Origin of the sequence: Cricetibacter osteomyelitidis (assembly GCF_004340985.1) — a bacterium.
Classification (GTDB): domain Bacteria; phylum Pseudomonadota; class Gammaproteobacteria; order Enterobacterales; family Pasteurellaceae; genus Cricetibacter; species Cricetibacter osteomyelitidis.
The window spans coordinates 1-21,788 of the sequence record NZ_SLYB01000010.1; the positions used below are offsets into that span (position 1 = coordinate 1).

Annotated in this window: 21 protein-coding genes; 8 read left to right on the forward strand and 13 right to left on the reverse strand. The window is 39.6% G+C overall.

Going from position 1 to position 21,788, the window contains the following annotated elements; translation table 11 throughout:
• Nucleotides 1–493: 493 nt before the first annotated feature.
• The 10 genes from secF to lsrA all read right to left on the reverse strand — a co-directional run bounded on the left by secF (nt 494) and on the right by lsrA (nt 10,331).
• The gene (secF, locus tag EDC44_RS06120; protein WP_131976425.1) at nt 494–1,465 is read right to left on the reverse strand and encodes a protein translocase subunit SecF; all 972 of its coding nucleotides are present in this window, start codon (nt 1,463–1,465) and stop codon (nt 494–496) included.
• A 12-nt stretch (nt 1,466–1,477) separates the two neighbouring features.
• Entirely contained in the window at nt 1,478–3,325 is a 1,848-nt protein-coding gene (secD, locus tag EDC44_RS06125; RefSeq protein WP_131976427.1) for a protein translocase subunit SecD, read from the reverse strand.
• A 27-nt stretch (nt 3,326–3,352) separates the two neighbouring features.
• Nucleotides 3,353–3,646 carry a preprotein translocase subunit YajC gene (gene yajC, locus EDC44_RS06130; RefSeq protein WP_131976429.1) on the reverse strand — a complete coding sequence of 98 codons (294 nt, stop codon included), beginning with the start codon at nt 3,644–3,646 and terminating at the stop codon, nt 3,353–3,355.
• A gap of 138 nt (nt 3,647–3,784) precedes the next feature.
• On the reverse strand, nt 3,785–4,465 hold the full coding sequence (locus EDC44_RS06135; RefSeq protein ID WP_131976431.1) for a beta/alpha barrel domain-containing protein: 681 nt from the start codon (nt 4,463–4,465) through the stop codon (nt 3,785–3,787).
• Nucleotides 4,455–4,766, reverse strand: coding sequence for a (4S)-4-hydroxy-5-phosphonooxypentane-2,3-dione isomerase (gene lsrG / locus EDC44_RS06140; RefSeq protein WP_131976433.1), 312 nt, complete (start codon nt 4,764–4,766; stop codon nt 4,455–4,457). The genes EDC44_RS06135 and lsrG overlap by 11 nt, the downstream gene beginning before the upstream one ends.
• Nucleotides 4,767–4,822: 56 nt before the next feature.
• Nucleotides 4,823–5,701 carry a 3-hydroxy-5-phosphonooxypentane-2,4-dione thiolase gene (lsrF, locus tag EDC44_RS06145; RefSeq protein ID WP_131976435.1) on the reverse strand — a complete coding sequence of 293 codons (879 nt, stop codon included), beginning with the start codon at nt 5,699–5,701 and terminating at the stop codon, nt 4,823–4,825.
• A 25-nt stretch (nt 5,702–5,726) separates the two neighbouring features.
• A complete protein-coding gene (gene lsrB / locus EDC44_RS06150; protein ID WP_131976437.1) occupies nt 5,727–6,743 on the reverse strand; it encodes an autoinducer 2 ABC transporter substrate-binding protein LsrB in 1,017 nt (338 codons plus the stop codon).
• A 61-nt stretch (nt 6,744–6,804) separates the two neighbouring features.
• Nucleotides 6,805–7,803, reverse strand: a complete 999-nt coding sequence (gene lsrD / locus EDC44_RS06155) for an autoinducer 2 ABC transporter permease LsrD (RefSeq protein ID WP_131976439.1) — start codon at nt 7,801–7,803, stop codon at nt 6,805–6,807.
• Between the two features lie 11 nt (nt 7,804–7,814).
• Nucleotides 7,815–8,810, reverse strand: coding sequence for an autoinducer 2 ABC transporter permease LsrC (gene lsrC, locus EDC44_RS06160; RefSeq protein WP_131976441.1), 996 nt, complete (start codon nt 8,808–8,810; stop codon nt 7,815–7,817).
• A 12-nt stretch (nt 8,811–8,822) separates the two neighbouring features.
• Nucleotides 8,823–10,331, reverse strand: a complete 1,509-nt coding sequence (lsrA, locus tag EDC44_RS06165; protein ID WP_131976443.1) for an autoinducer 2 ABC transporter ATP-binding protein LsrA — start codon at nt 10,329–10,331, stop codon at nt 8,823–8,825.
• Between the two features lie 255 nt (nt 10,332–10,586).
• Between lsrA and lsrR the strand changes: the two genes are divergently transcribed.
• Complete coding sequence (lsrR, locus tag EDC44_RS06170) at nt 10,587–11,555, forward strand: transcriptional regulator LsrR (RefSeq protein WP_131976445.1); 969 nt, start codon at nt 10,587–10,589, stop codon at nt 11,553–11,555.
• 38 nt (nt 11,556–11,593) lie between these two features.
• Nucleotides 11,594–13,165: an autoinducer-2 kinase gene (gene lsrK, locus EDC44_RS06175; protein ID WP_131976447.1), complete on the forward strand. Its 1,572-nt coding sequence runs from the start codon at nt 11,594–11,596 to the stop codon at nt 13,163–13,165.
• Between the two features lie 63 nt (nt 13,166–13,228).
• Here lsrK and epmA read toward each other — a convergent pair whose 3' ends face one another.
• The 3 genes from epmA to EDC44_RS06190 are packed head-to-tail and all read right to left on the reverse strand — an operon-like array spanning nt 13,229 to nt 15,797.
• Complete coding sequence (gene epmA, locus EDC44_RS06180) at nt 13,229–14,209, reverse strand: elongation factor P--(R)-beta-lysine ligase (protein ID WP_131976578.1); 981 nt, start codon at nt 14,207–14,209, stop codon at nt 13,229–13,231.
• Nucleotides 14,210–14,218: 9 nt separating this feature from the next.
• Nucleotides 14,219–15,157 (reverse strand): phosphatidate cytidylyltransferase, encoded by a 939-nt coding sequence (locus EDC44_RS06185; protein ID WP_131976449.1) that lies wholly within the window; start codon nt 15,155–15,157, stop codon nt 14,219–14,221.
• 4 nt (nt 15,158–15,161) lie between these two features.
• Nucleotides 15,162–15,797, reverse strand: coding sequence for a lysophospholipid acyltransferase family protein (locus tag EDC44_RS06190; RefSeq protein ID WP_207896738.1), 636 nt, complete (start codon nt 15,795–15,797; stop codon nt 15,162–15,164).
• Nucleotides 15,798–16,503: 706 nt separating this feature from the next.
• Here EDC44_RS06190 and frdA point away from each other — a divergent pair.
• The 6 genes from frdA to EDC44_RS06220 all read left to right on the forward strand — a co-directional run bounded on the left by frdA (nt 16,504) and on the right by EDC44_RS06220 (nt 21,786).
• Nucleotides 16,504–18,303, forward strand: a complete 1,800-nt coding sequence (gene frdA, locus EDC44_RS06195; RefSeq protein WP_131976452.1) for a fumarate reductase (quinol) flavoprotein subunit — start codon at nt 16,504–16,506, stop codon at nt 18,301–18,303.
• Entirely contained in the window at nt 18,296–19,063 is a 768-nt protein-coding gene (locus tag EDC44_RS06200) for a succinate dehydrogenase/fumarate reductase iron-sulfur subunit (RefSeq protein ID WP_131976454.1), read from the forward strand. Before frdA ends, EDC44_RS06200 begins: the two co-directional genes overlap by 8 nt.
• Nucleotides 19,064–19,073: 10 nt before the next feature.
• Nucleotides 19,074–19,466 carry a fumarate reductase subunit FrdC gene (gene frdC, locus EDC44_RS06205; RefSeq protein WP_131976456.1) on the forward strand — a complete coding sequence of 131 codons (393 nt, stop codon included), beginning with the start codon at nt 19,074–19,076 and terminating at the stop codon, nt 19,464–19,466.
• Nucleotides 19,467–19,476: 10 nt separating this feature from the next.
• A complete protein-coding gene (gene frdD, locus EDC44_RS06210) occupies nt 19,477–19,821 on the forward strand; it encodes a fumarate reductase subunit FrdD (RefSeq protein WP_131976458.1) in 345 nt (114 codons plus the stop codon).
• Between the two features lie 196 nt (nt 19,822–20,017).
• Complete coding sequence (gene carA, locus EDC44_RS06215; RefSeq protein WP_131976580.1) at nt 20,018–21,136, forward strand: glutamine-hydrolyzing carbamoyl-phosphate synthase small subunit; 1,119 nt, start codon at nt 20,018–20,020, stop codon at nt 21,134–21,136.
• A gap of 80 nt (nt 21,137–21,216) precedes the next feature.
• Entirely contained in the window at nt 21,217–21,786 is a 570-nt protein-coding gene (locus EDC44_RS06220; RefSeq protein ID WP_131976460.1) for a ComF family protein, read from the forward strand.
• Nucleotides 21,787–21,788: the final 2 nt, after the last annotated feature.

Here is a 21,788-nt window from a genome sequence, read left to right on the forward strand (position 1 = left end):
AAATTATGCTCGTCTAGAGTATTTGCAAAAAAATCAGGGAAAATGACTGCTTGTGTGGTTATCTGAAAGGGAATATCAAGAGAAAGGTGAAAAAAGTAAAAAGATAAACCCACTTTTATCAAATTGCTTTGAAAAGCAAAGCGGGAGTGGGTTTGTCAGTAGTCTGAAATCCATTATATGTGACTATAATGGATTTTATTCTTGCTGTAAATCTTCATACTTTTATGCAGAAAAATTAGCTATTTTGATCAATTTGTACTAAAATGCCGCCTTAAAAATTTTCTTAATCACAAAATTAAACAGGTAAATAAAATGACAAATATAGTGAAACTTTCAATTATTGTACTTTTTTTAGCTGCCTTAGTGGTTTTTGATCACTCAGGAAAAACGGATACCATACATTCTTCAGCGATCAACTCTTCTGTAGTAACACAATAAAACTCAATAAAAAAGCCCACAAGGATGCGGGCTATAATTTTATCAACAACTAAGATCAGAATCCTTCTTCAAACTCTTCCTTTTCCACCACTTTCGGCATCATATGCTCACGATTTAATTTCAAATCAAATGCCACGGCAATTGCTACGAAAATTGACGAATAAGTACCGAATCCAATTCCCACCAGCAATGCTAATGAGAAAGCATGAATGGATGAACCGCCCAAGAAGAACAGTGCCAGCACCACAAACAATGTAGTGACCGATGTCATAATGGTACGGGATAGTGTTTGCGTTAATGAAATATTCACCACATCAAACATTTCTAACCGGCGAATTTTACGCACATTTTCCCGCACACGGTCAAACACCACGATACTATCGTTAAGTGAATAACCGATTACTGACAAAATCGCGGCAACAAAAGTTAAATCCACTTCAATTTGCAGAAATGAAAATACCCCAAGGGTGACTACCACGTCATGTGCCAAGGCTGCCACAGCCCCTACTGCCAAACGCCATTCAAAGCGGGAACCGATATAAATTAGAATCATCGCCAAGGTTGCAAGAGTGGCATAAATCGCCGCTTGAGTGAGTTCTTCACCCACGTTCGGTCCCACGAAATCCACGCTGCGAATAGTAATATTCGGATCGATTGTAGTCATCATTTCTTTAATTTGATTACCGATTTGAGCATTACTTTGAGCTGCCGGCAAACGGATCATTAGATCACTGGTGCTGCCGGTGGTTTGCACCGTAGCACTGGTGATATTATTTTGCGCTAAAATCGACCGCACTTTGGTTAAGTCCGCAGGTTGGGAAAAACTCATTTCGACTACCGTACCGCCGGTGAAATCCAAGCCCCAATTAAACCCTTTGGTTACCACAAAAAATATCGATGTCGTTGTGATAATAAAAGAGAATACATAGGCTACAAAACGCCATTTTAAAAAGTTGATTAAACGGAAAGGCAGTTTAATACCTTGAACTTCCTTAATCGGTTCATGTGAATTACTAATTAAGCTCATTTTATTCCTTCCCTAAATAGATAACTTCTCGACGCGTCTGCCGCCGTAAACCCAGTTCACTAAAGCACGCGTACCGGTAATTGCGGTAAACATTGAAATTGCCACACCTAATGAAAGGGTGATAGCAAAGCCTTTTACCGGACCGGAACCCACCGCATATAAAATCACGGAAGTTAAAATCGTGGTTAAGTTCGCATCAAAAATACTACTGAATGCTCCGTTATAACCTTCATTAATGGCTTGCTGAATCGGTCTGCCGTTTCGGATTTCTTCTTTGATCCGTTCAAAGATCAGTACATTGGCATCCACCGACATCCCCACAGAAAGCACAATACCTGCAATTCCCGGCATCGATAATGAAGCCCCCGGAATCAAAGACATCAGGCCGACCAATAACACCATATTGAACAATAACGCAATGCTGGCAAAGATACCGAATAATTTATAAAAAACAAGCATAAATAAAACGGTAATACCCAATCCCCAAAGACCGGCTTTTAAGCCCTGCTCTACGTTTTGAGCACCTAAAGACGGCCCTACGGTACGCTCTTCCACAATTTGAATCGGTGCAATCAAAGCGCCGGAACGTAATAACACAGAAAGATTTTGTGCTTCAGCAGAGCTGTTAATACCGGTAATACGGAAAGAATTGCCTAAACGAGCCTGTACGGTAGCAACATTGATTACTTCTTCGTGTTTTTGCAAAATACTTTTACCGTTGGCAGCTTTTTCACCACTGGCTTTATATTCGCTATACAGCGTTGCCATCACTTTACCGTCAGGAATACGGGTCGCGTCAGCCATGATCTTACCGCCGTCGCTGTCTAAGGAAATATTTACCTGTGGACGGCCATATTCATCGTTGCTGCTATTTGCATCCGTGATATGTTCACCGCCTAAAATGGCTTTGCGGTATAACACCACCGGACGACCGTCTTGGGTATATTTCACTTCGGAATCTGCCGGCACCATATTACGTGCAGCCGCTTCAGCCGTCACACTTTGATTCACCATGCGAAATTCAAGGGTAGCGGTCGCACCTAAGATCTCTTTAGCACGAGCGGTATCTTGTACACCGGGTAATTCTACGACAATACGTTCTGCACCTTGGCGTTGAATCACCGGTTCGGTTACACCTAATTCGGTCACACGTTTACGTAAAATACCGATATTTTGTTCTACCGCTTGATCCCGAGCCGCATTCAATGCAGATTCAGACATAGCCAACGTTAAGCTGTTATTCGCTGTTTCTTCGACCGTTAATGTTGGGTGTTGTTGCTGCAAATAACGACGAGCACTCGACAGCTGTTCCGGATTGGCTAAAGTCACCACCGTCGAGAAATTATCACCATTGCGAATGCTTGTATATTGGTATTTTTCTTTACGTAATTCGCTGCGTAAATTATCTTCTAAGGACTCACGCTGTTTGGTTAATGCAGAATTCATGTCCACTTCCATTAAGAAACGAACCCCGCCACGTAAATCCAAGCCCCATTTCATCGGGCTACCACCGATACTTTCCAGCCATTTCGGTGTTGCCGGAGCCAGGTTTAAGGCTACTGAATAGCTATTACCTAATTTTTCGGCAATTTTATCTTTGGCTAAAAGTTGTTCATCCGTATTAGCAAAACGGGCTAAGATCGAACCGTTTTCCAATGTCATTGCTTTAACGGTTAAATGATTAGAATCTAAAACTTGTTGCACGTCGCTAAGTGTTTGTGTGCTGGCTTCTTGACCACGGGTTCCTGAAATTTGAACCGCCGGATCTTCACCATAAATATTTGGAAGAGCATATAAAGCACCAATGGCGATCACAAAGATCACCATTAGGTTCTTCCATAAAGGGTAACGATTTAACATAGATTTCCCTTGCGGAAAGATTGGAAATTATAGGGATTTAATTGAGCCTTTCGGTAATACGGCAACAATGAAATCTTTTCTGATAGTCACTTCTGTTGTGTCATTTAATGCGATCACAATAGAATCGTTTTCAGCCGAAACTTTGGTGATTTTACCGATTAAGCCACCGGATGTAAGCACTTCTTCACCTTTGCCCAAAGAAGCCATTAAATCGCGATGTTGTTTATTGCGTTTAGCTTGCGGGCGATAAATCATAAAATAGAAAATAGCAGCAAAGATCACTAACATCAGGATCATCTGCATTGTTTGATTTTGTTCCATTTTGTTTCCTTTTTAAAGTTTTGTTAATTAAAAGTATACGAAAAAATCGTGTGCTAAAAATACCACAATTTTGCCATGATGTCATAAGGTATGTAATAAAGTGCGGTATAAAATACACATTTTTTACAAAGAACTCATTTAATTTATCCACTTCCTTAATATTTCATTCAAATTATCCTTGGCAAACAAGGCACTTCCACTCACAACCCAATTAATGTTAAATTGTTGTAATTTTTGAGCTAACTCAAAAGTCATTGAGCCATCAATTGAAATAAGTTTGTCTTTTCCCTGTCGTTTAAGTTTATCTGTTAATTTTTTTATCCGCTCAAACAACAATGTCTCATCCATTTTAATCCCTGTTCTTGGATCTAAGGTTAAAATCTGAATTAAATCTATTTGATCTAGAAAAGCATCCAATTGTTCTAAGCTAGTATCCGGGCAAAGGCTAATGCCACATAATACTGACGTTTGTTGATTTAACCAATGATAAATTTCAGCTAAATTTTCTGTTGTTTCTATTTGCAGAGTGATAATATTCGCTCCTGCTTTAACACATTCTTTCGCTACCTGAAATTGATTTTCAACCATTAGATGTACATCTTTGATAAACGGTGATGAAAAAGGTTTTATCGCCATTGCCCCTACGGTGAACATTGGTGAAAAGTGTCCATCCGCAATATCAAAGTGTAGGAGCGTAATTTGATTATTTCGTAGAATTTCTTGCGTTTCTTTGAAATTTAACCAATTAGAAGCCAAAATCCCAACACTAATTTTCTGAGATTTCAGTGCTAATATTAGCTGTTCTTTACTATTGTTCATTTTGTAAATTCTCTGGTAATAGCCAGTTGAATATTTTCTTACTGCGAGAACCGGTCATTAATGGTTCTAATTCGGCAACGCAACGATGATAATGTTCCGTTGTTCTATGCGCTTCTAACGCTGCTTCATTAACATATACTTCATAAGCATAGAAACGTGTCTTAATATCAGGATCCTGTAACACATCAAAGCGTAAATTACCCGGTTCTTGGCGAGTACCAATATGATTACGGGTAAATACTTCAATAAATTCTTGTTCTTTATCTTCTTTAATATTAATTTCAACTAACATTGCAAACATAATAAATCCTCCATATTAAAGGAAGTGGCAAGAATACTTGCCACTTTTACAATAAATTACGCGTTTTTTTCGTGTAAATAAAGTTGATATGCCTGTTCCGCATTTTCACCATTATGTACAATTGCGTGCACTGCTTTCAACATCGCAATTGGTGCATCCGATTGGAAAATATTACGTCCCATATCAACCCCGGCAGCGCCTTGGTCAATCGCTTTATAGCACATTAATAATGCTTCTTGTTCCGGTAATTTCTTACCACCGGCAATAACAATAGGTACCGGGCAACCGGCTGTTACGAGTTCAAAGCCTTGATCGACATAGTAAGTTTTGATCAGTTGTGCTCCCATTTCAGCCGCTATTCTTGTTGAAAGTGAGAAATAACGTTGATCACGAACCATATCTTTCCCCACTCCGGTAACCGCCATTGTCGGCATACCATAACGTGTACCTTGATCAATTAATTGAATAATATTTTTGATAGATTGATGTTCAAATTCAGAGCCGATATACACCTGTGCCGCCATAGCTGACACATTCAGACGTAAAGCATCTTCTATAGAAACTGCGACCGCTTCATTAGAGAGCTCTGTTAAAATAGAGTTTGCGCCTGAAGCACGTAACACTACCGGTTTGCGTGTATCCGGCGGCACTACACTTCGTAAAATACCACGAGTACACATTAATACATCAGTATATTCAAATAGTGGGGTGATGTGTAAATCAATACGCTCCAAACCTGTTGTCGGACCTTGGAAATAACCGTGGTCAAAAGCCAGCATTATCGTTTTACCTGTTTTGGGGTTGAAAATATCCGCCAGACGCGATTGCATTCCCCAATCCAAAGCACCGGCTCCTTTTAAATAAAAGGCTTTATTGGTTTGCGGTTGATTAAGACCAAAGTCTTTTCCATCTCGAATATCGTCTAAATCTGCCATTTTATACTCCTCTGTTTTAGTAAAATTAGAAATCGTAATTATCAATATTATCTTTAGTAAAAACTACACGTTCGGGCAACAAGACAATACCGTTGTCTTTTGCTTCATAAGTATAGCCTTGTACTGCATTAGGATGTACCTCGACAGTACCAACACCTTGTACCTCGAGTTTATCTCCGACATTTAACGTTTTGCCTTTGAGTAAATCATTTGCAACAGAAACTGAAATTTTACCTTGTTGCACTACATCCCACAGACCAAACTGTTTCACTGTACCGCGTTTCACATAAGGACGCATGACGTTTGGCGTACTAAACCCAACAATCACAACACTATCAACTTTGAGGTTTTCAGCAGCTTGAGCGGCGGCAGGCAATGCATTAGCATCCGGTGCGATAATCGCATCTAAATCAGGGTATGCTTTTAAAATACCTTCGGCGGTTTGTAATGATTTAATTGCATCATTATAGCCAAATTGAGTTGTGACAATTTCCCATTCAGGATGTTCTTTAGCAATTTTAGCTTTTGCTTCATTCACCCATTGATTTTGGTCTGTTACTGTTGGACTAGAATAGAAAAATGCAACTTTCGCTTTTGGTTTGGTAATTTGGTTAGAAGCCATTTCAACCAACATTGAACCAAGTTGCACAGGCGTACCTTGGTTAATATAGTAACTACGACATTCAGGTTTTGTATCTGAATCCCAAGTTAATACTTTTACTCCACGTTTCATAGCCCGTTGTAGTGTAGAACATAAGCCATCCGGCGATACCGCCGATACCACAATGGCATTATATCCTTGGTTAACAAAGTTATTAATCAACTGTACTTGGTTGGAAACACTCGGTTCAGTTGGACCATCATAGGTTACATCAACGCCAAGGGTTTTCCCCATCTCAACCGCACCTTGTCCACCACTGGTAAAAAAGCCTACACCAACAAGTTTTGGAATAAATGCAATGCGATCCGCGGCTTGAGCTGATGTAATTGCTGAAAAGCCAATTGCTGTTGCAAGTGCGGTCATTTTAATAAGATGTTTCATAGTAGATTCCTCTCTAGTTTTAGTTTTTGTTAAAACACACCTAGAAATGCCAGTATGTTCATCATGAAGTTGTTTTACAACGTTTACGACTAATCCATTGTGTTATGCCGGAATAATGTAAGCTAATTGATTTACCAATGAGCACAATAATTAATAATGCACCGGATAATGCACTAGAAATTTCATTTGGTATTCCAACCATTTGCAAACCTTGTTGCAAATAACCAATCAGCATTGCGGCAATTGCTGTTCCGATGATTGATCCGGAACCGCCATAAATATTTGCTCCGCCAAGTACGACCGCGGTTAATACCGGCATCAATAAAGAACTCCCTAAATCTGAACGGGCTGACCCAAAGTAAGATACCAATAAAATGGCTACAAACGCGGCTACCAATCCAATAGATGAGTAAATAATAAATAGGGTCTTATTAACTGGTACCGCACTATATAGGGAAGTCCGTTCGCTTTGTCCAATCAAAAACGTACCACGACCAATGATTGTTTTGTGCATTAGCAACCCGAAAAGTGCGGTCATTATTAAGAAATAAATGATTGGGGTAGGAATCCCCAAAATACTTTGATTTGCAAAATCCAATAAGGAATCAGGAAAGCCACCAATACCTTCATACCCTGTAGCACCGGCAAAACCTGATAATAATAAAGCACCGCCACCATATAAATACATCGTACCAAGTGTGATGACTAAAGGATTAACTTTGGTATAAATAATTAACCCTGCATTCACTAATCCACACACAATACCAAGCAACAACGTTATCGGAACAGCTAAATATAAAGGCACATCAGATTTAAATAATACGCCCAAAACAATAGCACACAAACCCACAGTTGAACCAAAAGAAATATCAATACCACCACTGACGATAATCATTGTTAAAGGTAATGCCAGCATACCAATATAAATAAAATCACTGGTACTGTATAACAGTACATTTAGATCTAACATTCTTGGATTAAATAAACCAAATCCTAAAATTTCAATGATCACTAAGCAAAATAATGTTATTTCCCAACCATATTTTTTTAAATTTAACATTGTTGCCTCCATTATTTTGTCGTTACTTCATCTTTTAAAAAACGAGCATAACGTTGTAATTTCAAGTTTTTAGCAATCATTACCCGAATTCGCCCATCAAACACTAATACAACAAGCAATACCATTCCCGCTACAAAATTATTCCAATAAGCAGGAACTTTAAGTAATACTAAAATACTATCAATTTGGATGAGAAAATACGCACCGAAAATCGCCCCAATGACATTACCTACCCCGCCTAATAAACTAATGCCGCCAAGCACACAGGCAGCGATTGCTTTCATTTCTAAACCACTTCCCGTTGAATTAGGTACAAAACCTACCTGCGAAGTAAATACAATACCGGCTAATGCGGCCATCATACCATTAATAGCAAAGGCAGAAATTCTTACCGTATCAATACGTACACCCAACTGTAAAGCACCTTGTAAATTATCACCAACAGCATAGAAATTACGACCAATTTTCATTTTAGTTAAAGTCCAATATGCCGCTAAAATTAAAACAACGATCATCCACCCAATAGGTGAAATATATAAAAATACAGGTTCAGATAAGGTTTTCAAATTTTGTGGTAAACCTTCTATCCATTTACCACCCGTAATCAATAACATAATCCCTTTATATAATCCCAATGTACCTAATGTGGCTACAATTGCAGGAATACGTAGTGTGGTAACTAATACGCCATTTAATAAACCGGCCAGAAAACCACAACATAAGGTCAATATAAATGCAGAAATCAAAGAAAATTCGCTATTTAGCAAACTACCGACAATTACTGCACATAATCCCATTGTAGAGCCGACAGACACATCAATGTTACGCGTTAAAATCACAAATGTTGCGCCAATTGCCAGTAACATTACAATTTGGGATGAATTAAATATCATTGTCAGTGTTTGAAAACTTAGTCCGCCATTGCTATTCATTCCTAACAACAAAAACAATAAAGCAATCGCCGCTAAGATTGTCAATTCACGATTATTTTGAATAAATTTCCACATGCTTTATTCTCCTTATACGTGCCTACCGCTAAATGCCATCTGCATAATATTATTAGTATTAATTGCATCCCCAATAAGAGACTCTCCTATTTCACCATCGTGCATCACTAAAACACGATGCGACATTTTTTCAATTTCTTCTAAATCGGAAGAGATAAACAAAATAGCAACGTTTTGTTTGGCGATACTTTTAATTAATTGATAAATATCTGATCTTGCACCGACATCAACGCCACGAGTTGGTTCGTCAACAATTAATAATGCCGGATTTGCTTCTAAACACTTGGCAATTAACACTTTTTGCTGATTACCGCCTGATAGTGTTCGCGCCGCTTGTTGCTCATGACTGAATTTAATACCGATAGCACGATAATAACGTTCCAAAATCGCACTTTCTTTTGCGGTATTAAGCCAAAATCCCATATCGTTATAGGTTAAACCACATACATTCCAAGTTAATGGTGCGTCTAAATACAGCCCGGAGGCTTGGCGATCTTCCGGTAAATAGACTACGCCTTCTTGTAATCTTTGTTTTATTGATAAATGCTTAATTTTTTGACTATCAAAGAAAATTTCACCATTTTTAGGTTGACGTAAACCATAAATGGTTTCGGCCAGTTCTGTTCTCCCGGCACCAACTACTCCGGCTAAACCTAAAATTTCTCCCGGGTAAATATCAAAACTCACATTTTTAAAGCCTTCACCGGTTAAATTCCGCACTTGTAAGATAGGATTTTCTTTAGACTTAATTCTTGGATGACCGGGCAATTCCAGCCATAACTTTTGAGAATCGCTTAGCTCCGCTCCTTTAGATTTTGGTGTAATCGCTACAATCACCTCATCTTGATTTAATTGTTTGGTTTCTCCTGTGAGAGCGATATAACCATCCCGCATCACACTGATACGATGAGAAATCTGCCATACTTCCGGTAATTTATGTGAAATAAAAACAATCCCAACACCTTTTTCTAACAAGGAATTTATTTTTTTAAATAAATTTTCTGTTTCGGCCGGAGTTAATGAAGCTGTTGGTTCATCTAAAATAAGAATAGAAGCATCACGCATTAAACCACGCATAATTTCAACAATTTGTTGATCTGCAACGTCTAAAGAACCCGCCTGCATATCTAAATTCAGATGAGAATTAAGATCTTGCAAAAGTGCGGTGAGTTTTTTATCTAAATTTTCTACCGCACTTTTTAACCCAAATAAAATATTTTCTTTTACACTCAAATTAGGAAATAGTAATGGTTCTTGAGGTACAAGATAAATACCTAACTGATGAGCTTTATTCGGAGAAAGGCGATGTTGCGGTTGACCATGAATTTCCAAAATCCCCTGATCCTGCGGTTGAATACCCGCAATAATTTTCATCAATGTGGATTTTCCTGCGCCATTACCACCTAACAATGCGTGGACTTCCCCGGAGTAAAGTGAAAAATTAATATCCTTTAATACTTCAACACCGGAAAAAGACTTGCTTATATTAGTGGCAGAGAATAAACATTTTTGAGAACTCATCGCAATCCCCTTACAAAAACAATGAACAAATGATATTTTGAAAAATCACTTGTTCAAAAGTATATTCATTGTTCTTATAAAATTCTGTGACAGAGATCGCATTTTTTGAAAAAAACACTAAATAAATGAGTATTCATAACTATTTATTGCCAAAAAAGTGATCTTGATCACAGTTATCAAAAAAACTAAAATGAACAATTGATAAATATAAAAAACATATGAATAATAAATTAACGTTACATAAGAGAATAAAATATGAATGAAATGATTATTGATCATAATGAAGGCTCCGCATCATTCATCAGTGAAGAAGAATTACTTGCCCGCATTGCGTGGTTTTATTACCACGATAATTTAACTCAAGGAGAAATAGGTAAAAAACTCGGTTTGCCAAGATTAAAAGTATCCCGCTTATTAGAAAAAGGGCGACAAACAGGCCTAATCAAAGTGCAAATAAATTCTCGATTTAAAGGATGTCTGGAATTAGAAAGAGCGTTACAACAACGATTTAATCTTAAACACATTCGTGTATTGCCTGCATTAGATAAAAATGAAATCAATGCACGCCTTGGCGTAGGTGCGGCACAAATGTTGGTGTCACTACTCAAACCGCAACAGCTATTGGCGATTGGTTTTGGTGAAACAATAATGCAAACCATCAAATACAGTAACGAGCTTATCACTAACAATCATATTAAATTGATTACTTTATCCGGTGGCGTAGGCCCTTATATGAAAGGGATTGGACAATTAGATAGTTCTTGCTCTATTAGTATTATTCCGGCGCCATTAAGGGCTTCATCAATTGAAGCGGCCAAATTATTTAAACGAGAGTCAAGTGTGAGGGATATTATGCTTGCTGCTTGTAGTGCCGATGTTGCCATTGTTGGAATTGGAGCAACCCAGCAACAAGGACAAGCAACCCTATTAAGAACGGGCTATATCACGGAAGAAAAACAACAAATGATCCGCGAACAAGGTGCGGTTGGGGATATTTTAGGCTACTTTATGCGACAAGATGGTTCGTTACAACCTAATATGCCATTGCACGAGGAACTTATCAGCGTGCCTTTAGAAGATTTAATTAAAATTTCTAATGTTATCGGCGTGGCAGGAGGAGAAGATAAAGTAGATGCCATATTAAGTGCATTATATGGCAAGTATATTAATTCATTAGTCACAGAAGAAAAAACAGCTCGAATGATGTTGGCCAAATTAGTATAGATGAGTTGCTTTTTCCTGTTATTCATAAGGAGAAAATAATGAGTAATAAATCCTATCTTATGGCATTAGATGCTGGAACAGGAAGTGTAAGAGCAGTTATTTTTGATACTGAAGGTAATCAAGTTGCTGCGGCACAAAAAGAGTGGACCCATCTATCTGATCCTAATATTCCCGGATCAATGGAATTTGATTTAAAAACTAATTGGCAACTCACTTGTGAGTGTATCCATAGCGTGTTGTTAAAATCTCAAATTAACCCGGAACAAATTGCGGCAATATCTACTTGTTCAATGCGTGAAGGTATTGTGCTGTATGATGAAAATAAACAACCTATTTGGGCTTGTGGTAATGTTGATGCCCGAGCAACAGAAGAGGTTGTTGAACTCAAAGCACTTTATGAGCATACTTTTGAAGAAAAACTATATGCGGTTTCAGGACAAACCTTAGCATTAAGTGCTATTCCCAGATTACTTTGGTTAGCTCATCACCGTAGTGATATTTATCATCAAACAAAAGCAATCACAATGATAAGCGATTGGTTAGCGTTTATGCTCAGCGGCGAGTTAGCCGTAGAACCATCAAATGCCGGAACCACAGGAATATTAAATTTAAAAACTCGTCAATGGCAACCCGATTTATTAGAAATGACGGGATTAAATTCTAATATTCTCACACCTGTTAAAGAAACCGGTACAGTATTAGGTGGTGTAACAGAACAAGTCGCCCTAATAACAGGTTTAAAAACCAATACACCGGTTGTTGTCGGTGGCGGTGATGTTCAGCTAGGTTGCATTGGTTTAGGTATTACAGAAGCTTCCCAAGCAGCGATCATTGGTGGTACATTTTGGCAACAAGTGGTCAATTTAGCTGAAGCGGTTACAGATCCCGAAATGAATGTACGGGTTAATCCTCACGTTATCCCACCAATGGTGCAAGCGGAATCAATAAGCTTTTTTACAGGATTAACAATGCGCTGGTTTAGAGACGCATTTTGTGCGGAAGAGAAAATCATTGCCGAACGTTTAGGTATTGATACCTATACTTTGTTAGAACAAATGGCAGAAAAAGTGCCTGTCGGTTCTAATGATATCATTCCTGTTTTTTCTGATGCTATGCACTTTAAATCTTGGTATCACGCCGCCCCGTCTTTTATAAATTTATCTATTGATGCTGAAAAATGCAATAAAGCGACTTTATTCCGAGCTTTAGAAGAAAATGCCGCTATTGTCTCTTCCTGTAATCTAGAACAAGTGGAAAAATTTGCCAATGTTAAATTAACATCTATTGTTTTTGCCGGTGGCGGTTCTAAAGGTAAATTATGGAGCCAAATTTTGGCTGACGTGACAGGTTTAACAGTTCATATTCCCATCGTAAAAGAAGCAACCGCATTAGGTTGTGCCATAGCTGCAGGTGTTGGTGTGGGAATTTATTCATCTTTAAGTGAAGCAGGTAAAAAATTAGTAAAATTTGAACGAACACATCAACCTAATTTAGAAAAATATCAATTATATCAATCTTATAAATCTCAATGGAAAGAGATATATAGCAAACAATTACAACTTGTTGACAGTGGGTTGACCCATTCTCTTTGGAAAGCTCCGGGATTGTAATAGATTTGAAATTTAAAGTAAGCTATCAATACCCAAAGATAGCTTACTTTTTTAATGAATAGATTACGCATTCCCCACACTAAACGCCATCACTTCATCAATGGTTTCAGCATTGAGTGCGATCATTAACAGACGGTCTATGCCTAATGCAACACCGGAGCAGCTTGGCATTCCGGCTTGTAAGGCACTTAAAAAACGGTGATCAATGGTTCGTTGCGGCAGACCTAATTTTTCTCGTTGGCGGTTATCTTGTTCAAAGCGATGTTGCTGTTCGGCCGCATCGGTAAGTTCGTTAAAACCGTTGGCAAGTTCTAATCCTTTATAATAAAACTCAAAACGTTCTGCAACGCGATGATCTTCCGAACTGATTTGAGCTAATGCGGCTTGAGTGGCGGGGAAATGATATACCACCACAGGATGTTCTTGTCCGATTTGCGGTTCCACCACTTCGCTGAATAAAAACTGCAATAAGGTATCGCGTTTTTCGTCATCGTCGCACATAAAATGGTGTTCACGAGCTTTATCTACCAGTTGTTTACGTTCTGCGGAAAGCGGATCCAACCCTACATATTCTTGGAATACAAATTGATAGCTGACACTTTCCGCCGGCTCGCAATCCAACACCTGTTGCAACAAGTCGTCCACTTCATTAATTAAGCGGTACATATCAAAGTGCGGTCGATACCATTCCAGCATAGTAAATTCCGGATTATGCTTGCGACCCGCTTCTTCGTTGCGAAATACGTGACAAAGCTGGAAAATCGGTCCGCTGCCCGCAGCAATCAGGCGTTTCATATGATATTCAGGACTGGTAGCAAGCCATAAGGTTTTTGATTGTTCACCGAATGGGGCGATAAATTCCGTATTGAAAGTAGCAAGATGCACATCGGTCACACCGAATTCGCTTAATATCGGTGTTTCAACTTCCAATAAACCGCGTTCGGTAAAAAATTTGCGGATTTCCGTCAGAATTTTTGCCCGAGCTAATAAATTTTTAATCGGTGCAGTAGGCTGCCACTGCGTATTTAATGAATTGTCTGTCATTGTCATTTATTATGTCCAAAAATAACGTACTAAATGGAAAAAAATCGGTGCGGAAAAACAAAGGGAATCCATCCGATCCAACATACCGCCGTGACCGCTGATCATATTGCCCCAGTCTTTAACTTTTAAATCCCGTTTTAATGCCGACATTACCAAGCCGCCAAAAAAGCCCATTAAACAAATAATTACACTGATGCCAAAGGCTTGCAATGGGGTGAACGGCGTAAGCCAATAGAGCGAACCACCTAAGGCACTGGCACTAAGCACACCACCGACAAAACCTTCTACGGTTTTTGACGGTGATAGCGTTGGAGCGATTTTGCGTTTGCCGAATAATTTGCCCCAGACATATTGGAGCACATCGCTGGATTGCACCACTAAAATCAAAAAGATCATTAATAAAATCTGTTTACCGTCATAATTTTCAATATCAAGCCACAGCAACGCCGGAATGTGCGAAATGCAGAACACGGTAATCATCAACGCCCATTGAATTTCAGTAGAACGTTTTAAGAAATGCGACGGATCGCCGGTAATGGCGGACAAAATCGGCAATAATAAAAAGCCGTAAACCGGGATAAAAATCGTCCACATTGTGTACCAATCCATTAAGATGAAAATATATTGCACCGGTAACACCACATAGAAGCAGGCGACCAACGCGATATGATCAGCACGGCGAATATAAATTAAAGAAAGAAATTCCCGCAACGCGGCAAAAGAGATCAAAAAGAATAAAAAAATGACCGCACTTTGCCCTAAAAATGAGAAAGCAAAGATGATTAAAATCATAATCCACCACGCATTAATACGGGCAGTGAGATTATCAATCACATTATGCGGCTGATTTTTCGCGACAATTTTTTTCAAGGCAAATGCAACAATTGAAGCAAATAACAAAATACAAAGTAAGCCTAAAAACAATTGAAACAAATTTTGTGTTGCCATCTGCTTATTCCTTCTCTAATTTCGGATTTAATGCCAACAATGCCTGTTCCATTTTTTGCAAAAACACGGCAGGTTCATCTTGCGTGAAATATTGCGTTTCGCCCACAAATAATTCGCACAATAAAGGAATGGGGAGCATATAACCTTTCGGCAATACGTTATTGATATTGTTAATCCAAATAGGAATCAACGGAACATCGGGATTTTGTTTTGCCAGATAATAGAGCCCTTTGCGAAATGGCTGCAAAGACAGATCATCATCGGTTTTTCGAGTACCTTCGGGAAAAATAATCAATGAGTGCGTTTTCAACGCTTCCGACATTTGTTCAATGGCGGCTTGCGGATGATCTGATTTGCGTTCGATCAGCAATAAATTAAATACTTGATAAGCCAGAAAGCGACGGACAATGCCTTTATCCCAATAATCTTTCGCCGCTACCGGGCGGATGGTTTGACGCAATTCATAAGGCATCGACACCCAAAGCAGCATAAAATCGCCGTGACTGGAATGGTTTGAATAAAATACTTTCGGGGAAAAATCAGTGATTTTGCAAAGCTGTTTTTGCGGTTTCACACCGGTAAGAAAAATAATAAATCGGCACAATAAAAAATCAAAGAACCGAGCAAGCCAATTTTGCATAACTATTCCTTTTAAAAAAAGCATTAGATGTATCATATCGGAATAGCTATGATACGTCTAATAATTTATATATAAAGGATTCAATAACGGAAAGTACCGAAAATTTCACTGAAAATGCAGAGAAAAACCGCCGTCCGCTGACAAGTCTAACAGTCATTGGGCACAATCATTCGCGCCAAAAATCGCTCAACGGCAATCCCCTACGCCCAATCAGATTTCATTATTAAGCATTGTTTTCGTATCTACCGGAGCATTATTTTTTAGCTTTTTTACCTAATACTTTTGGGTTAATTTGCACCGCACTTTGTATTCAATTACGGCTTATTTGTAACTTAATTGACGGAGTGGTCGCCATTGGTTCGGCAGTCACCTGTTGGCTCTGTTTATATGATATATCCATGACACTCAATCAACCACATTAATTTTTAAGATCACCGCAACCGATTATGCGGTGATTTTTTATTTTAAACCCATCATACAAATAAGAATAAATCTCATTTAAACCCTTATTTTATCTGGGTTTAGCCATTTTTATAGTGCTTACCCTAAAAAGTGCGGTCGGTTCTAAAATGCTTTTTTGAGTTAGATCACAAAAATAAGAAATTTTGCCGTTTTTTACCAAAAAATAGTTATACGAATGTAAAAAAAGTGGCAGAATATTTACATTCAATTCTATCTCTACTTAAATAATTTGGAGGAAAATATCGTGCAAAATGTTAATGTCGATATTGCAATCGTAGGTGCCGGTGGTGGTGGTTTACGTGCGGCAATCGCTGCTGCGGAAGCAAATCCCAACCTAAAAATCGCACTTGTTTCGAAAGTTTACCCTATGCGTAGTCACACGGTAGCCGCAGAAGGCGGTGCCGCCGCCGTGTTCAAGGAAGAAGATTCTTATGATAAACACTTCCAAGACACTGTTGCCGGCGGTGACTGGTTATGTGAACAAGACGTTGTTGAATATTTCGTACAACATTCCCCGGTAGAAATGACTCAGCTTGAACGTTGGGGCTGTCCGTGGAGCCGTCAACCGAACGGTGAAGTGAACGTACGTCGTTTCGGTGGTATGAAAATCGAACGTACTTGGTTTGCGGCAGATAAAACCGGTTTCCACTTATTACATACCTTATTCCAAACTTCTATTCAATTCCCGCAAATCCAGCGTTTTGACGAACACTTTGTGTTAGACATCTTAGTGGATGACGGTCACGCTCGCGGTTTAGTGGCGATGAATATGATGGAAGGTACATTAATCCAAATTAATGCCAATGCGGTAGTTATCGCAACCGGTGGCGGTTGTCGTGCATTCCGCTTCAACACCAACGGCGGTATCGTAACCGGTGACGGTTTATCAATGGCTTATCGCCACGGTGTGCCGTTGCGTGATATGGAATTCGTACAATATCACCCGACCGGTTTACCGAACACCGGTATTCTGATGACCGAAGGTTGTCGTGGTGAAGGCGGTATCTTAGTGAATAAAAACGGCTATCGCTACTTGCAAGATTACGGTTTGGGTCCTGAAACTCCGGTGGGCAAACCTGAAAACAAATATATGGAACTCGGTCCGCGTGATAAAGTATCCCAAGCATTCTGGCAAGAACAACAAAAAGGCAACACCTTAAAAACAGCCAAAGGTGTAGACGTAGTTCACCTTGATTTACGTCACTTGGGTGAAAAATACTTACACGAACGTTTACCGTTTATTTGCGAATTATCAAACGCTTACGAAGGCGTTGACCCGGTTAAAGAACCAATTCCTGTACGCCCTGTGGTGCACTATACCATGGGTGGTATTGAAGTGGACTTCAACAGCGAAACCCGTATTCAAGGTTTATTCGCAGTGGGTGAATGTGCTTCATCCGGCTTACACGGTGCAAACCGTTTAGGTTCCAACTCCCTTGCAGAATTATTAGTATTAGGCCGCGTTGCCGGTGAATACGCAACACAGCGTGCGGTGGAAGCGAAAGCGGCTAACCAAACTGCGGTGGATGCTCAAGCGCAAGATGTGGTGCGCCGTTTGGAAGACCTGTTCAATCAAGAGGGTACTGAAAACTGGGCTGAAATTCGTGAAGAAATGGGGCAGGCGATGGAAGACGGTTGTGGTATTTATCGTACCCAAGAAACCATGCAAGGTGCGGTAGATAAAATCAACGAATTACGCGAACGTTACAAACGTATCCGTATTACCGACCGTTCCAGTGTGTTTAACACTGATGTGCTTTATACCGTTGAATTAGGTTACATCCTTGATGTAGCGCAATCTATCGCAAATTCTGCCATTGAGCGTAAGGAATCCCGAGGTGCTCACCAACGTTTAGACTACGTAGAACGTGATGATGTGAACTACTTAAAACACACCTTAGCATTCTACAATGCTGACGGAGCTCCACGCATCGAATACAGCGATGTGAAAATCACTAAATCACAACCGGCGAAACGTTTATATGGTGCGGAAGCAGAAGCCGCAGAAGCTGCTGCAAAAGCTAAGGAGCAAGCAAATGGCTAATCAAGCAATTATGAATGTAGAAATTTTACGCTACAATCCGGAAGTGGATAAAGAGCCGTACTTGCGCACCTATCAAGTGCCATACGATACGCAAACTTCCCTATTGGATGCGTTAGGTTATATAAAAGACAAACTTGAACCTGAATTGTCTTATCGTTGGTCTTGCCGTATGGCGATCTGCGGTTCTTGCGGCATGATGGTAAACAACATTCCTAAATTGGCATGTAAAACCTTCCTGCGTGATTACAGTGGTCATATGCGTATTGAACCATTAGCGAACTTCCCGATCGAACGCGATTTAGTGGTGGACTTAAGCCACTTTATCGAAAGTTTGGAAGCGATCAAACCTTATATTATCGGCAATAAAATGCCGGCACTGGACGGTCGACCGCATCCGTCTTCAGAGTTAGCGAAAAGCCGTACCAAACAAACTCCGAAACAATTGGAAAAATACCGTCAATTCTCCATGTGTATTAACTGCGGTTTATGTTATGCGGCCTGCCCGCAATTCGGTTTAAATCCGGAATTTATCGGTCCTGCGGCTTTAACATTAGCTCATCGCTACAACTTAGATAACCGTGATAACGGTAAAGCGGAACGTATGCCGTTAATCAACAGTGAAAACGGCGTATGGACTTGTACCTTCGTAGGTGCGTGCTCCGAAGTTTGTCCGAAACATGTGAATCCTGCGGCGGCAATCAACCAAGGCAAATTAGAAAGTGCGAAAGACTATCTGATTTCCATGCTAAAACCGAATTAAGGGGGGAATTATGACTGCAACAGTAAGTAAACGTAAAAAATACGTGCGTGAAATAACCCCAACTTGGTGGAAAAGCTGGGACTTCTATAAATTTTATATGGTACGCGAAGCCACTGCGTTACCAACCGTTTGGTTCAGCATTGTATTGCTTTACGGCGTAATCTGCTTAGGCAAAGCGAATGGTGTTGTAGAAAGCTTTATTCCGTTTTTGCAAAATCCAATCGTGGTGATCTTAAATATCATCTCTCTGGCAGGATTATTACTACATGCAACCACATTATTTGATATGACCGGCGAAGTAATGGCAGGAACCACAGGATTACCATCCAAAACCATTCGGTTGGTATTACGCGGTTTATTCGTGGTTGTAACCGTATTAACATTAGTTTTAGTGTATATCTAGGGAGAGCAAAATGGTCAATCAAAATCCAAAACGTTCAAACGAACCACCTGTATGGTTGATGTTCAGTGCCGGCGGTATGGTAAGCGGTCTTGCTTTTCCCGTACTTATTCTGATTCTCGGTATCTTATTACCGTTCGGACTGGTATCACCGGATAACATTATCGCCTTTGCACAGCATTGGTTTGGAAAACTGGTTATTTTAGTGTTAACCATTTTCCCAATGTGGGCCGGCTTGCACCGCATACATCACGGCATGCACGATTTGAAAGTCCATGTGCCGGCAGGCGGCTGGATTTTCTATGGTCTGGCAACCTTATATTCCGTCATTGTAATATTTGCAGTTGCGAACATTTAATATGGCAAGTTAAAATAAAAGTGCGGTGAAAATCACCGCACTTTTTAATGCCCTTCAATCATAAAAGAAAAAGATCTTATCAAATAACAAAGAGAGAAAAATAAAACAGAAAATTTACAAAAAACACTTGATAAAAACGATTACTTATGCAAAATAACAACATTTTTATTCAAAAAGGAACGAAATAATGTCTGACATATTTAAACCGGCAATTCTCGCACTTGCAGATGGCAAGATATTTTATGGTAAATCTATCGGCTCACAGGGACACACCATCGGCGAAGTCGTTTTTAACACCTCAATGACCGGCTATCAAGAAATTCTCACCGACCCTTCTTATTTTAAACAAATCGTCACTCTCACTTATCCCCATATCGGCAACACCGGCACTAACATCGAAGATTTAGAATCCAAACAAGTTTATGCCGCAGGCTTAATTATTCGTGACTTACCTTTATTACACAGTAATTTCCGAGCCAATCAAAGCCTTTCCGACTATTTAAAATCCAATAACATCGTTGCCATTGCCGATATCGACACCCGCAGCTTAACCCGATATTTACGAGATCACGGTGCACAGGCAGGCTGCATTATGACCGGCCAAATAGACGAAAAAAGTGCGGTAGAATTTGCCAAAAGTTTCGGTTCCATGGCGGGCAAAGATTTAGCCCAACAAGTCACTACGCAAGCTCCTTATCAATGGACACAAGGCGAATGGCAACTTGGCAAAGGCTATGCAGAACAGGCTCAAACGGAATTTAATGTGATCGCCTACGACTTCGGCGTAAAACACAATATTCTCAGAATGTTAGCAGAGCGAGGCTGTAAACTCACTGTCGTACCGGCAAAAACGCCCGCCGCCGAAGTATTGGCGATGAACCCGGACGGCGTTTTCCTGTCCAACGGCCCCGGTGATCCGGAACCTTGCGATTACGCCGTTTCCGCCATTCGGGATTTACTGAAAAGCAAAATTCCCTTATTCGGTATTTGCTTAGGTCATCAATTACTCGGTCTTGCCGTCGGCGGTAAAACAAAAAAAATGGCTTTCGGACATCACGGTGCCAATCATCCGGTACAGGATCTCGATACGCAAACCGTGTTTATCACCAGCCAAAACCACGGTTTTGAAGTGGACGAACACAGCCTGCCGCAAAACGTACGGATAACCCACCGCTCGTTATTCGATCATTCGGTGCAAGGCATCGAACTCACCGACCGCCCCGCCTTCAGCTTCCAAGGACACCCCGAAGCCAGTCCCGGCCCAAATGATGTGGCAGAATTATTTGATCGGTTTATTGATAAGATGAGAAAGTGAAATTACATATTTAAGATTATTCCTTGAAAAAAATTTGAGGTAAACTTAGCATTGAATTTGCACATAATGGAGAATTAAATATGAGCATAGAAATACAAGGTAGCTGGCACATAGGATTTGCCTATGACTATCATATGAAATCTAGTATTTTCTTAGGATATGATGTGTATGGCAACCCTCTTTTCGAAAACATTCGCACCGAAATGGGTGAGCTGGTTTATCAATTAAAATATAACCAGAATCCAAATAATGTTTCAAAAATAGTTGATTTATTAGTAGATGCATTTTCTGGTTGGGAAAGCATGGATATGCTAATAACAGCGCCATTTTCAAACCACCGAGAATATCAACCCGTCATGTTAATTGGTGATGAGTTAAGTAAAAGGGTCAATCTTCCATGTCATCATGTGCTGAAAAAAATTAAAAATAAAACATCACTAAAAAATCTATCTAGCATAGAAGATAAGAAACAAGCTCTTACAGGAAATATTATTCTAGACTCTCACGATCTAACATTAAAAAATAAAACAATTTTACTAATTGATGATCTCTATTCTAGTGGTTCGACTTTAGAATACTCAACTAATGTTTTACTACAAAATGGAGCTAAAGAAGTAAACGTATTAGTAATGACAAAAACGAAAGGTTAATA